The sequence below is a fragment of the Burkholderia mycopellens genome (genome assembly GCF_964265025.1).
Classification (GTDB): Bacteria; Pseudomonadota; Gammaproteobacteria; order Burkholderiales; family Burkholderiaceae; genus Burkholderia.
On record NZ_OZ183802.1, the window covers coordinates 3,133,172 to 3,147,104 of the forward strand.

At 65.8% G+C, this 13,933-nt stretch carries 12 protein-coding genes; 6 read left to right on the forward strand and 6 right to left on the reverse strand.

Annotated features, from left to right (window positions below):
* Positions 1-71: 71 nt before the first annotated feature.
* The 3 genes from rpmB (at position 72) to nadB (ending at position 2,235) form a co-directional block, all read left to right on the forward strand.
* A complete protein-coding gene (gene rpmB / locus ACPTTC_RS14600; protein ID WP_004186391.1) occupies positions 72-305 on the forward strand; it encodes a 50S ribosomal protein L28 in 234 nt (77 codons plus the stop codon).
* Positions 306-322: 17 nt separating this feature from the next.
* Entirely contained in the window at positions 323-490 is a 168-nt protein-coding gene (gene rpmG, locus ACPTTC_RS14605) for a 50S ribosomal protein L33 (protein WP_006478046.1), read from the forward strand.
* A 158-nt stretch (positions 491-648) separates the two neighbouring features.
* Entirely contained in the window at positions 649-2,235 is a 1,587-nt protein-coding gene (gene nadB, locus ACPTTC_RS14610) for an L-aspartate oxidase (protein WP_175971220.1), read from the forward strand.
* An 88-nt stretch (positions 2,236-2,323) separates the two neighbouring features.
* On the opposite strand, the gene nadC is transcribed toward nadB, so the two are convergent.
* From nadC to purN, 6 genes are all read right to left on the reverse strand, one after another.
* Positions 2,324-3,208: a carboxylating nicotinate-nucleotide diphosphorylase gene (gene nadC, locus ACPTTC_RS14615; protein WP_423392884.1), complete on the reverse strand. Its 885-nt coding sequence runs from the start codon at positions 3,206-3,208 to the stop codon at positions 2,324-2,326.
* A complete protein-coding gene (nadA, locus tag ACPTTC_RS14620; protein ID WP_423392885.1) occupies positions 3,205-4,341 on the reverse strand; it encodes a quinolinate synthase NadA in 1,137 nt (378 codons plus the stop codon). Before nadA ends, nadC begins: the two co-directional genes overlap by 4 nt.
* Before the next feature lie 255 nt (positions 4,342-4,596).
* Complete coding sequence (locus ACPTTC_RS14625) at positions 4,597-5,790, reverse strand: DesA family fatty acid desaturase (protein ID WP_175950961.1); 1,194 nt, start codon at positions 5,788-5,790, stop codon at positions 4,597-4,599.
* A 221-nt stretch (positions 5,791-6,011) separates the two neighbouring features.
* Positions 6,012-7,376 (reverse strand): mechanosensitive ion channel family protein, encoded by a 1,365-nt coding sequence (locus ACPTTC_RS14630; protein WP_423392886.1) that lies wholly within the window; start codon positions 7,374-7,376, stop codon positions 6,012-6,014.
* Positions 7,377-7,394: 18 nt separating this feature from the next.
* Positions 7,395-8,660: an RsmB/NOP family class I SAM-dependent RNA methyltransferase gene (locus tag ACPTTC_RS14635; protein WP_423392887.1), complete on the reverse strand. Its 1,266-nt coding sequence runs from the start codon at positions 8,658-8,660 to the stop codon at positions 7,395-7,397.
* Positions 8,657-9,319 (reverse strand): phosphoribosylglycinamide formyltransferase, encoded by a 663-nt coding sequence (purN, locus tag ACPTTC_RS14640; protein ID WP_423392888.1) that lies wholly within the window; start codon positions 9,317-9,319, stop codon positions 8,657-8,659. Before purN ends, ACPTTC_RS14635 begins: the two co-directional genes overlap by 4 nt.
* Positions 9,320-9,441: 122 nt before the next feature.
* On the opposite strand from purN, the gene ACPTTC_RS14645 reads away from it, so the two are divergent.
* The 3 genes from ACPTTC_RS14645 to lspA all read left to right on the forward strand — a co-directional run bounded on the left by ACPTTC_RS14645 (position 9,442) and on the right by lspA (position 13,880).
* A complete protein-coding gene (locus ACPTTC_RS14645; RefSeq protein WP_175950958.1) occupies positions 9,442-10,434 on the forward strand; it encodes a bifunctional riboflavin kinase/FAD synthetase in 993 nt (330 codons plus the stop codon).
* 105 nt (positions 10,435-10,539) lie between these two features.
* Positions 10,540-13,377, forward strand: a complete 2,838-nt coding sequence (gene ileS, locus ACPTTC_RS14650) for an isoleucine--tRNA ligase (RefSeq protein ID WP_423392889.1) — start codon at positions 10,540-10,542, stop codon at positions 13,375-13,377.
* Between the two features lie 2 nt (positions 13,378-13,379).
* Positions 13,380-13,880, forward strand: a complete 501-nt coding sequence (lspA, locus tag ACPTTC_RS14655) for a signal peptidase II (protein ID WP_175950956.1) — start codon at positions 13,380-13,382, stop codon at positions 13,878-13,880.
* Positions 13,881-13,933 lie beyond the last annotated feature (53 nt).

The window sequence follows — 13,933 nt, forward strand, 5'->3', positions numbered from 1 at the left end:
GATCACGTGGCGGTACGATGGAACCTTCATCGGCGATCGAACCCCGAATTTAGCGTATTAGGAGTGCTCTCATGGCACGCGTATGCCAAGTAACTGGGAAAGCGCCGATGAGCGGCAACAACGTTTCCCACGCAAACAACAAGACGAAGCGCCGCTTCCTGCCGAACCTGCAAAACCGCCGGTTCTGGGTAGAGAGCGAAAACCGCTGGGTGCGCCTGCGCGTATCGAACGCCGGCCTGCGCCTGATCGACAAGAACGGCATCGATTCCGTGCTCGCTGACCTGCGCGCACGCGGCGAAGCCTAAGCCCAAGGAGCACAATCATGGCAAAAGGCGCACGCGACAAGATCAAGCTCGAGTCGACCGCTGGTACGGGTCACTTCTACACGACCACGAAGAACAAGCGCAACATGCCGGAAAAGATGGCGATCAAGAAGTTCGATCCCGTCGTCCGCAAGCATGTGGAATACAAAGAAACCAAGATCAAGTAATCTCCGGTTTCTGCCAGCCTGACGGCGACCGAAAAGCCCCGCACATGCGGGGCTTTTTGTTTTGCGCGCACGCTCGGGCCCGACGCGGTATGCTCTCCCCTTTCCGCGGCCACGGCCGCCGGAACGCACAATTAAAAGCGCAACGATGGAGATGCAGCATGAAATTCGACGTGGCGATCGTCGGCAGCGGCCTGGCAGGGCTGTCGGTCGCACTCAATCTGGCCAGCACGCGACGTGTCGCGCTGATCGCGAAACGGTCGATGATGGAGGGCGCGAGCGATAACGCGCAAGGCGGCATCGCGGCTGTCCTCGATTCGGCAGACAGTATCGAGAACCACGTCGACGACACGCTGGTCGCCGGTGGCGGCCTGTGCGACGAAGGCGCGACGCGCTATATCGTCGAGCACGGACGCGAAGCGATCGAATGGCTGATCTCGCAGGGCGTGCCGTTCACGAAGGACGACGCGGCCGAGCTCGGCTTCCACCTCACACGCGAAGGCGGCCACAGCCACCGCCGGATCATTCACGCGGCCGACGCGACCGGCCATGCGGTGCTCGCAACGCTGTCGGCGCGTGCGCGCCAGCATCCGAACATCACGTTCTTCGAAAACCACCACGCGATCGACCTGATCACGTCGGACCGACTCGGCCTGCCCGGCCGCCGCTGTCACGGCCTGTACGTGCTCGACGTCGACAACGACCGCACGATCACGATCGAGGCGCCGCATACGGTGCTCGCGACGGGCGGCGCCGGCAAGGTTTACCTGTACACGACGAACCCCGACACCGCGACCGGCGATGGCATCGCGATGGCGTGGCGCGCGGGCTGCCGCGTGTCGAACATGGAGTTCATCCAGTTCCATCCGACCTGCCTGTTCCATCCGTACGCGAAATCATTCCTGATTTCGGAAGCCGTACGCGGCGAAGGCGGCCTGTTGAAGCTGCCCGACGGCACGCGCTTCATGCCCGCGCACGATCCGCGCGCCGAACTCGCGCCGCGCGACATCGTCGCGCGCGCGATCGACTTCGAGATCAAGAAGCGCGGGATCGACTGCGTGTATCTCGACATCAGCCACCAGCCGGAAGCGTTCCTGCGCGAACACTTCCCGACGATCCACGCGCGCTGCCTCGAATTCGGCATCGACATCGCGAAAGAGCCGATTCCCGTTGTGCCGGCCGCGCACTACACGTGCGGCGGCGTGGTCACCGACCTCGCCGGGCGCACCGATCTCGCGGGCCTGTATGCGGTCGGAGAAACGTCGTACACGGGGCTCCACGGCGCGAATCGGCTCGCCAGCAACTCGCTGCTCGAATGCCTCGTGATCGGCCGCGCAGCGGCCGAGGCGATCGAGGCAGCCGGCTTCGATACCGAAACGCCGGCCACGCTGCCCGCTTGGGACGAAAGCCGCGTGTCGGATGCGGATGAGGAAGTCGTCGTTGCGCACAACTGGGACGAGTTGCGCCGCCTGATGTGGAACTACGTCGGCATCGTGCGCACCGACAAGCGCCTCGAGCGCGCAAAGCACCGGCTGTCGCTGCTGCGCGACGAGATCCAGGAGTACTACGCGAACTTCCGCGTGACGCGCGACCTGCTCGAACTGCGCAACCTCGTCGACGTGGCGACGCTGATCGTGAAAAGCGCGCACTCGCGCCGCGAAAGCCGCGGGCTGCACTACAGCCGAGACTGGCCCAACTCGCTGCCGAAGGCGCTGCCGAGCGTGCTCACGCCGCGCGCGCGTCGCTGAGCGGTACGCTCTCCCCGGCTGTGGCCGCACAAAAAAAGCCGTTGGCGTTTGCGCGCCAACGGCTTTTTGTCTGATCGACTACGTTCGATCAGTCGACGATCCGCATCGAATAATCCGTCGCGCGCACGTCCTTCGTCAGCGCGCCGATCGAGATACGGTCGACACCCGTCTCCGCGAACGCACGCACCGTATCCAAATTGACGCCGCCCGACACTTCGAGCACGGCCTTGCCGTTCGCCACGCGCACCGCTTCACGCATCATGTCGAGCGTGAAGTTGTCGAGCAGCACCGACTGCGCGCGATGCGCGAGCGCCGTATCGAGTTGCGCAAGCGTCTCGACTTCGACCTGCACGGGCACGCCCGATTCCAGCGCGAACGCCGCGTCGAGCGCCTCGCCGACCCCGCCTGCCGCCGCGATGTGGTTCTCCTTGATCAGGATGCCGTCATACAGCGCGAGACGCTGGTTCTCGCCGCCGCCGACGCGCACCGCATACTTCTGCGCAAGCCGCAGGCCCGGCAGCGTCTTGCGTGTATCGAGGATCTTCGTGCACGTGCCTTCGACACGATCGACGTAACGACGCGTGGCGGTCGCAACGCCCGACAGCAATTGCAGGAAGTTCAGCCCGTTACGCTCGGCCGTCAGCAGCGCGCGCGCCGGCCCGTCGAGTTCGCAGACGGTCGAATCGGGCGCCATCCGGTCGCCTTCGCGATAGCGCCATTGCACGGCGATCGCCGGATCGATCCGGGCGATCACGGCCTCGAACCACGGCACGCCGCACAGCACGGCTTCCTCGCGCACGATGATGCGAGCATGGCGACGCTCGCCGGCCGGTACGAGCCGCCCGGTCTGGTCGCCGGTGCCGACGTCTTCCGCGATCGCATCGGCCACGTTGCGCGCGATCGCGTCGTCGAATGCCGCGCCGTATTGCTCGCGGACGATGTTGAACAGCGGGGATACGGCCGAACTCGTCATGCAGCCCCCACGTTCGCAAACAGTTGCTGATCGCGTTGCAGATCGCCGCTCGCCTGCACGCGCTTCTTGTGCGCGGCTGCGAAATCGAGCATCCGGTCGATCGGCAGGCGTGCGCGCTCGCCGATCGTCGGATCGACGAAAATCTCGTTGTGACCGCGCTCAAGCACGTCGGCAAGGTTCGCGAGGCCGTTCATCGCCATCCACGGGCAGTGCGCGCAGCTCTTGCAGGTGGCGCTGTTGCCGGCCGTCGGCGCGGCGATGAAGGTCTTGCCGGGCGCCGCAAGCTGCATCTTGTGCAGGATGCCGAGATCGGTCGCGACGATGAAATGCGTGGCGTCGAACTTGACCGCCGCGTCGATCAGCTGCGTGGTCGAGCCGACCACATCGGCCTGCGCGACGACGTTTTCCGGCGATTCGGGGTGGACGAGCACCTTCGCGTCCGGATACTCGGCGCGCAGCAGGTCGAGCTCGATGCCCTTGAACTCGTCGTGCACCAGGCAAGAGCCTTGCCACAGCAGCATGTCCGCGCCGGTTTTCTTCTGGATGTAGCTACCGAGATGGCGATCCGGTGCCCAGATGATCTTCTCGCCGCGCGCGTGCAGGTCGGCCACGATCTCGAGGCCGATCGACGACGTGACCATCCAGTCCGCGCGCGCCTTCACGGCGGCACTCGTATTCGCGTAGACGACGACGGTGCGGTCCGGATGCGCATCGCAGAACGCCGAGAATTCGTCGACCGGGCAGCCGAGGTCGAGCGAGCAGGTCGCGTCGAGATCGGGCATCAGGATTCGTTTGTTGGGGCTCAGGATCTTCGCGGTTTCGCCCATGAAGCGCACGCCGGCGACGATCAGCGTCTGCGCGTCGTGGTCACGGCCGAAGCGGGCCATTTCAAGCGAATCGGCGACACAACCGCCGGTTTCGTCGGCGAGCTCCTGCAACTCTGCGTCGACGTAGTAATGCGCGACCAGCACGGCCTTTTCACGCACGAGCAATGCCTTGATGCGCTCCTTCAGCGCAGCCCGCTCTTCGGCGGACGGTGCATCGGGCACCTTGGCCCATGCCTGCCCCACGCCGCACACGGTCCCTGCTGCAACGGGCCGGTCATACTCGACGGGTTTGATCGTCGATTGCATCTCCATATCTCCTGTCGATCAGAGTTAGCGCTTTAGCGCTTACTCTGATCCCATGCTTCGCGGTCGATCCGAGTCAGCGCTTTAGCGCCAACGCCGACCCCATCCCCTGATCTCGCCCCGGAACAACACTTCCACGCTGCCCCAAGCCTCATACCAATCCGGCCCTGCCGATCACCCTTCAAAAACCGGCGGACCAAATAAAAAACCCCGCCAACGCGGGGTTTTTGACGTCCTTAGATTCTAATCGATTTCGAATCAGGCGTAGCGGCGCAGGCGCGTCGCAAATTCCTGCAGCGCCTTGATGCCGCTTTGTTCTGCGCGATGGCACCAATCCTGCAATTGCGCGAGAAGCTGTTCGCGCGATGCGGTCGAACGATCCCAGATCGCGGCGAGATCCTGGCGCAGCTGGAAGTACGTGTGCAGCTTCTGGCTGTTCGCGAAGATTTCCGGCAGCAGCTTCTTCTGCGGCTCGTCGAGGCCGTCGGCGTCCTTGTGGAACCACTTGCGCGCGCCACGCATCATCTGGTACTTCTCGCCGCCGATTTCCTTCAGGTGGGCGAGCTCCTGACGGTACGCACGCTTCACGGCCTTGCCGTAGCGCGCCATCACTTCGTAGCGGTTCGACAGCACGGCCTGCAGCGTTTCCTGGTCGAGCACCGTCTTCGGCTTGTTCAGGCGCGGCGTCGGCGCGACCTTCTTCACCTTTGCAAGACCGAACGCCGACATGATGCGGATGTACATCCAGCCGATGTCGAACTCGTACCACTTGTTCGACAGCTTCGCCGAGGTCGCGAACGTGTGGTGGTTGTTGTGCAGCTCTTCGCCGCCAATCACGATGCCCCACGGGAACAGGTTCGTGCTCGCGTCGGCCGAGTTGAAGTTGCGATAGCCCCAGAAGTGACCGAAGCCGTTGACGACGCCAGCCGCCCAGAACGGAATCCAGACCATCTGCACGGCCCACACGGTGAGGCCGAGCACGCCGAACAGCGCGACGTCGATCACCATCATCAGGCTCACGCCGAGGATCGGGTACTTCGAGTAGATATTGCGCTCGATCCAGTCGTTCGGCGTGCCGTGGCTGAACTTGCGCATCGTCTCTTCGTTCTTCGCTTCCGCGCGATACAACTCCGCGCCTTCGAGGAACACCTTCCAGATGCCGCGCGTCTGCGGGCTGTGCGGATCTTCCTCGGTCTCGCACTTCGCGTGGTGCTTGCGGTGAATCGCGGCCCACTGGCCGGTCAGCATGCCGGTCGTCATCCACAGCCAGAGCCGGAAAAAGTGGCTCGCGATCGGATGCAGTTCAAGCGCGCGGTGCGCCTGGCAGCGGTGCAGGTAGACCGTCACGCCGATGATCGTGACGTGCGTGACGGCAAGCGCGAACAGCGCGACCTGCCACCACGAAAAATGCAGGAGCCCGTGGGAAAGAAAATCGAGCAGGGAATTCAACAAGGCAGTTACCTGTGATGAGAGCGACGCCGGCCCGCGCCAGACGTCAGAAAAATGAAAGCATACCGCGTGTAGACCAGAATTTTACTTCAACCGTTCCAAGTCTTTGTAAAAAATGAACATTTTCTTGCCCTGACGCAACAAACCCAGTCCATGGGCGGACTTGGAAAGGCCCGCGATCCGGTTCCGGCCGCGGGGTCGATACGATTGGCGACCGGCGCCCGTCATGCAGCCGGCGCGTGCCCGTCCACGGCGCCGTTGCCGACCACCGCGCCCGCGGCGGACAAGCCGTCGGGCAACCCGACGACGCGCACTTCGCGCTGCGGGAACGGAATCGAAATCCCGTGCTCGCTGAACAGGCGCCAAATGTTGCGGTTCACGGTCGAACGCACGCCGGACGTGCCTTTCGCCGAATCCTCGATCCAGAAACCGAGCTCCAGGTCGATCCCGTCCGCACCGAAACCCACCAGATACGGGGTCGGAGCGGGCTCCGCCAGCACGCGCGGCACGCCCTTGGCTGCATCGGCGAGCAGCGTGAGCGCGTGCTCGACATCGCTCGTGTACGCGACCTGCACCGCGACCTTCGCGTAGCCGCGCGTCAGGTACGACGACTGGTTCTGCACGACGTCGGTGATCAGCTTTTCGTTCGGGATCAGCGTCTCGTTGCCATCGAGGCCGCGCACGACCGTATAGCGCGTGCGGATCTGCGTGACGACGCCCTGCAGCCCGCCGACGCTGATCGCGTCGCCGAGCCGCAGCGAGCGGTCGAGCAGGATGATGAAGCCCGACACGTAGTTGCTGGCGATCTTCTGCAGCCCGAAACCGAGGCCGACACCCACCGCGCCGCCGAACACGCCGAGCACCGTCACGTCGATGCCGACCAGCGACAGCCCGATCAGGATCGCCGCGAACACGAGCAGCGCGCGGCCGACCCGCGACAGCACGACCTTCAGGTTCGCGTCGAGCGTGGTCGCCCGCGTAAGACGATCCTCGAGCACCGAGCCGAGCCACATCGCGACCATCAGCGTCACGCACACCCACAGCGCGCCGGAAATCACCGACAGCAGCGTGAGGTGCGCATTGGCGACCCGGAACTGCACGCTGTCGAGCCAGCCGAGCACGTCGCGCTGGATCCCGAGAACGGTCAGCACCATTGCGGCCCACACGACGGTCGACACGATCTTCTCGACGATCGACAGCCACGCATGCGTGTGGCCATCACGCGCGAACACGCGCCGCGCAAAGAAGAACAGCACGTAGATCAGCCCGATGCCGAACAGCGGCACAAGCGCGAGCGACAGCAGCGACGTCGACATGAACGGGTCGAACGCGAGCTGCGCGCCGCCCACGAACAGGCTGCCGAACAACGGGAACAACGCGCGCTTCAGGCTTTGCGCGCCCGCCCCGGGCGCACGTCCGGCCGCCCGGCGGCGCGCGTCGATCCGGCCGTGCACGAAGCGCGCGGCCACCCATGCGAAACACAGCGCGCCGATGAGGATCGCCGCCTGCCAGATCATCACCGGCTGGTGGAAATCGCGGATGACCGATGCCAGCCGGTGCGACAGCAGGCGGCTCTGCAGATTCTCCATCGTCCGTCCGGCCTGCCGTTATTGCGCCGCGCGCCGTTCGAGCACCGCGGCGAAGAAACCGTCGGTCGCGTGACGGTGCGGCCACAGCGACAGGTAGTCACCCGTCTCCAGCTCGATGCGCTGGTCTTCCAGCACCTTCTGCGCCGGCACCAGCACGAACTCGGGATGGTCGGCCAGGAACTGTTCGACGATGCGTTCGTTCTCCGCGTCGAGCACGCTGCAGGTCGCGTAGACGAGCCGGCCGCCCTTCTTCACCAGGCGCGCGGCGCTCGCGAGGATCGACGCCTGCTTCGGCGTCAGCTCGTCGATTGCCGTGCGCGTCTGGCGCCACTTCAGATCCGGGTTGCGGCGCAGCGTGCCAAGGCCGCTGCACGGCGCATCGACCAGCACGCGGTCGATCTTGCCGGCGAGCCGCTTGATCTTCGCGTCATGCTCGCTGTCGATCAGCACGGGGTTCACGTTCGACAAGCCGCTGCGCGCGAGGCGCGGCTTCAGCTTCGCCAGGCGCTTTTCCGATACGTCGAACGCATAGAGGCGCCCGGTCGAGCGCATCATCGCGCCCAGCGCGAGCGTCTTGCCGCCCGCACCGGCGCAGAAATCGACGACCATCTCGCCGCGGCGCGGCGCGACCAGCGAGCACAGCAGCTGGCTGCCTTCGTCCTGCACCTCGATCGCGCCTTCCTCGAACAGCTTCAGGCGCGTCAGCGCCGGCTTGCCGACCACGCGCACGCCGAACGGCGCGAACGGCGTCGCGCCCGCATCGATGCCGCTCACGCGCAGCGCTTCGATCACCTGGTCGCGCGTCGCCTTCTGCGCGTTTGCGCGCAGGTCGAGCGGCGCCGGGTAGTTCAGCGCGGCGGCAAGCTGCGCGAGCTCCTCGCCGTCGAAACGGGCCAACAGCGCCTGGTAAATCCAGTCGGGCAGGTTCGTGCGAATGCGCACGGGCAGGCTCGCCGGATCGATTTTCGACACGTGTTCGAGCCACGCGGACTCGGTGTCCGACAGGAACGGCTTCAGCGCATTGCGGCCGGCCGTCTGCATCAGGCCGAGCAGCGTGAGGCGCCGCGCGGGCGTGCCGGTACCGCTCTCGGCGAGGTGCGAAAACTCCATCTTCCGGCGCAGCACCGCGAACACGGCCTCGGCGATCACGCCGCGCTCGGCGTGCCCGAGCTTCGGATGCGCGCGGAAGAACCGGCTCGTCGTCGCATCGGCGGGGCCGGCGAACTTCAGCACCTCGGCCAGCAAAGTCTCGGTCTGGCCGATCAGGAATCCGTGCAGTTTCATACGCCCTCACTCGTTTCGGTATGCGGTTGATCCGCGAAAATCCAGCGCGCCTCCTCCGGCGCGACCACTGCACGGCCGTTCTCGAGGCGCAGACGGCCTTCGATGAACCAGCGCACCGCGCGCGGATACAGCACATGCTCGACCGTCAGCACGCGCTGCGCGAGCGCGGCTGCGTCGTCGCCCGCCCGCACCGGCACCGCGCCCTGCGCGACGATCGCGCCGCTGTCGAGCTCGGGAATCACGAAGTGCACGCTCGCGCCATGCAGCGCGACACCCGCATCCAGCGCCTGCTGGTGCGTGTGGATGCCCTTGAAGCTCGGCAGCAGTGACGGGTGGATGTTCAGCAGCCGGCCTTCGTATCGTCTGACGAATGCGGGCGTGAGGATGCGCATGAAGCCGGCGAGAACCACGAGATCGGGCGAGAATCGGTCGATCTCGGCGGCGAGCGCCGCGTCGAAGCTGTCGCGGCTATCGAACGACCGGTGGTCGACCACCGCGGTCGCCACCCCGTGCGACGCGGCAAATGCCAGGCCGGCCGCGTCGGGCCGGTTGGCGATCACGGCAGCAATCTCGGCCGGCCAGCGTTCCTGCGCGCACGCGCGGACGATGGCCTCCATGTTGCTGCCGCGACCGGAAATCAGGATCACGAGTTTTTTCATCCGCGAATTTTACCATTCGCCCCCGCGTTTCCCGCCTTCTCGGCCGCCGGCCCGCCCGAACGTTTATAATCTTCTGCTTTGCGGCACCCCACCGCCCATTCCCCGACGCTGCATCCGCTATCGTGAAAGTCTTCCGCGGCCTGCCCAACGCCGAGAGCCGCGCCCCGTGCGCGCTGACGATCGGCAACTTCGACGGTGTCCATCGCGGCCACCAGGCCCTGCTCGCGCGCGTGCGCGCGGCAGCGGACGCGCGCGGCCTGCCCGTGTGCGTGATGACGTTCGAGCCGCACCCGCGCGAATTCTTCAACCCGGCCGGTGCGCCGCCGCGCATCGCGATGCTGCGCGACAAGCTCGAGGCGCTGCGCGATCACGGCGTCGACCGCGTGGTCGTCGAGCACTTCAACCACACGTTCGCGAGCCAGTCGCCGCAGGCGTTCGTCGAACGCACGCTGGTGAACGGATTGCACACGCGCTGGATGATGGTCGGCGACGATTTCTGCTACGGCGCGAAGCGCGCGGGCACCTTCGACACGCTGAAGGCGGCCGGCGAGCAATACGGCTTCGAGGTCGAGCAGATGGGCACGGTGGCCGGCAGCGACGGCACGCGCATCTCGAGCTCGGGCGTGCGCGCCGCGCTCGCGGCCGGCGATCTCGATGCGGCCGCGCAGGCGCTCGGCCACGGCTACGCGATCAGCGGCCACGTCGCGCACGGGCTGAAGCTCGGCCGCGACCTCGGCTTCCCGACGCTGAACCTGCCGATCGCACACAAGCGGCCGGCGCTCGCGGGCATCTTCGTCGTGCAGGTGCACGGCCTCGGCCCCGCCCCGCTGCCGGGCGTCGCGAGCCTCGGCCTGCGCCCGACCGTCGACGATTCGGGCCGCGTGCTGCTCGAAGTCCACCTGCTCGACTGGCACGGCGACGCGTACGGCAAGCTCATCCGCGTCGAATTCCTGAAGAAGCTGCGCGACGAGGCGAAATTCGACGATCTCGAGGCGCTGTCGCGCGCGATCGCACTGGACGTCGCGAATGCGCGCGCGTATTTCATCGAGCGCGACCGTGCGCCGGGCAGCCGCGCCACGGGCTTCTCGACGTCGGCCACCGACCGAATTAGCTGATCCGGATGGCGGCGCCTTCGCGCCGCACCCTCGCGCCGCTCACTCGCGCGCATACCCGATTCACGACGCTCGCGCGTCCCCCGAGATTTAGATAGCGATCCCATCATGAGCAACAAGAAAGCCGATTCGAAACCGCAGGCCAAGTATCCGGTCAACCTGCTCGACACGCCGTTCCCGATGCGCGGCGACCTGCCCAAGCGCGAGCCGCAGTGGGTCAAGGAATGGGAAGAGCGCGGCATCTACGAGAAGATCCGCGCGGCCAGCGCCGGCCGTCCGAAGTTCATCCTGCATGACGGCCCGCCGTATGCGAACGGTGACATCCACCTCGGCCACGCCGTCAACAAGATCCTGAAGGACATCGTCGTCAAGTCGCGCAACATGGCCGGCTTCGACGCACCGTACGTGCCGGGCTGGGATTGCCACGGGATGCCGATCGAGATCCAGATCGAGAAGCAGTTCGGCAAGTCGCTGCCGGCCGCCGAAGTGATGAGCAAGGCGCGCGCGTACGCGACCGAGCAGATCGAGAAGCAGAAGGTTGGCTTCAAGCGTCTGGGCGTACTCGGCGACTGGGCCAACCCGTACAAGACGATGGACTTCGTCAACGAGGCGGAAGAGATTCGCGCGCTCGGCAAGATCATCGAGAAGGGCTACGTGTATCGCGGGCTGAAGCCGGTGAACTGGTGCTTCGACTGCGGCTCGGCGCTCGCGGAGGCGGAAGTCGAGTACAAGGACCGCACCGACCCGACGATCGACGTGATGTTCGCGTTCGCGGAACCGGAAAAGACCGCGCAGGCGTTCGGCCTGCCGGCCCTGCCCCGCGCCGAGGGCGGCATCGTGATCTGGACCACCACGCCGTGGACGATTCCCGCCAACCAGGCGCTGAACCTCCATCCGGAAATCGTCTACGCGCTGGTCGACACCGAGCGCGGGCTGCTGATCATCGCGCAAGAGCGCGTCGAAGCATGCATGACCGACTTCAAGCTGACCGGCCGCGTCGTCGCGACCACGCCGGGCGTGAAGCTCGCGAACCTGCGCTTCCACCACCCGCTCGCATCGGCCCACCCCGGCTACAAGCGCACCGCGCCCGTCTACCTCGGCGACTACGTGACGACCGACACCGGCACCGGCGTCGTGCACTCGTCGCCCGCATACGGCATCGAGGACTTCATGTCCTGCAAGGCGCACGGGATGACCGACTCGGACTTCATCAACCCGGTGATGGGCGACGGCCGCTATATCGAATCGCTGCCGTTGTTCGGCGGCCTGTCGATCTGGGACGCGAACCCGAAGATCGTCGAGGCGCTGAACGCGGCCGGCTCGCTGCTGCGCAGCGAGAAGTACACGCACAGCTACATGCACTGCTGGCGCCACAAGACGCCGATCATCTACCGTGCGACGTCGCAGTGGTTTGCGGGCATGGACGTGACGCCGCGCGACGGCGGCAAGACACTGCGCGAAACGGCGCTCGAAGGCGTCGACGCGACCGCGTTCTACCCGTCGTGGGGCAAGCAGCGCCTGTTCAGCATGATCGCGAACCGTCCCGACTGGACGCTGTCGCGCCAACGCCAGTGGGGCGTGCCGATGGCGTTCTTCGTGCACAAGGAAACCGGCGAGCTGCATCCGCGCACGCTCGAGCTGCTCGAGGAAGTCGCGAAGCGCGTCGAGCAGTCGGGCATCGAGGCGTGGCAGACGCTCGACCCGCGCGAGCTGATCGGCGACGACGCGAACCTGTACGAAAAGAACCGCGACACGCTCGACGTGTGGTTCGATTCGGGCACGACGCACTGGCACGTGCTGCGCGGCTCGCACAAGGATCAGCTGCAGTTCCCGGCCGACCTCTACCTCGAAGGCTCGGACCAGCACCGCGGCTGGTTTCACTCGTCGCTGCTCACGGCATCGATGATCGACGGCCGCGCGCCGTACAAGGGCCTGCTCACGCACGGCTTCACGGTCGACGGCGAAGGCCGCAAGATGAGCAAGTCGCTCGGCAACGGCATCGACCCGCATGAAGTCGCGAACCGCCTCGGCGCGGAAATCATCCGCCTGTGGATCGCCTCGACCGACTATTCGGGCGAGCTCGCGATCTCCGAGGAAATCCTGAAGCGCGTGACCGAAGGCTATCGCCGCATCCGCAACACGCTGCGCTTCCTGCTCGCGAACCTGTCGGACTTCGACTTCGCGCAGCACGCGGTGCCGGTTGAGGAATGGCTCGAGATCGACCGCTATGCGGTCGCGTTCTCGCAGCAACTGCAGACGGAACTGCTCGGCCACTACGAGAAGTACGAATTCCACCCGGTCGTCGCGAAACTGCAGACGTACTGCTCGGAAGATCTCGGCGGCTTCTACCTCGACGTGCTGAAGGATCGCCTGTACACGAGCGCGGCCGATTCGCGCGCACGCCGCTCCGCGCAGACGGCGCTGTACCACCTGACGCACGGCCTGCTGCGCGTGCTCGCGCCGTTCCTGTCGTTCACGGCAGAGGAAGCGTGGAAGGTGTTCCAGCCGGCCAGCGACACGATCTTCACGGAAACCTACTACGCGTATCCGGAAGTCGACGGCTCGGCCGCGCTGATCGAGAAGTGGGCGCTGCTGCGTGATGTGCGCGGCAACGTGACGAAGGCGCTCGAGGAAGCGCGCACCGCGAACCGCATCGGTTCGTCGCTGCAGGCCGAAGTCGCCGTGCATGCGAGCGGCGCACGCTACGACGCGCTCACGAGCCTCGGCGAGGATCTCAAGTTCGTGCTGATCACGTCGGCGGCGACGGTCGTCAAGGTCGACGACGAAGCGCAGGAAAGCGTCGACGTGGCCGCGTCGACGTACCAGAAGTGTGAGCGCTGCTGGCACTACCGTGAAGATGTCGGCGCGCACGCCGATCATCCGACGCTGTGCGGCCGCTGCTTCTCCAACCTGTTCGAAAACGGCGAAATCCGGAGCGCTGCTTAAATATGGCGAAAACCCTGTCGAAACCGGCCAGCGGCGCGCTTGCGCCCTGGCTCGGCATTTCGCTGATCGTGATCCTGTTCGACCAGTTGTCGAAGATCGCGATCCTGAAAACGTTCGTGTACGGCGCGCAGCACGAGCTGACGTCGTTCTTCAACCTCGTGCTGGTGTACAACCGCGGTGCTGCGTTCGGCTTCCTGTCGACCGCAGGCGGCTGGCAACGCTGGGCGTTCACCGCGCTCGGCATCGGCGCGACGCTCGTGATCTGCTTCCTGCTGAAGCGTCACGGCCAGCAGCGGCTGTTCAGCCTGTCGCTGGCAATGATCCTCGGCGGCGCCCTCGGCAACGTGATCGACCGGCTCGTCTACGGCCACGTGATCGACTTCCTCGATTTCCATCTCGGCGCCTGGCATTTCCCGGCGTTCAACCTCGCCGATTCCGCGATCACGGTTGGCGCAGTGCTGCTGATCTACGACGAACTGCGTCGCGTGCGCGGCTCGCGCTAAGCGCGCATACTCGGCGTCGACGGCCGGCCTCGCGCCGGCCGTTCCGTTCGACC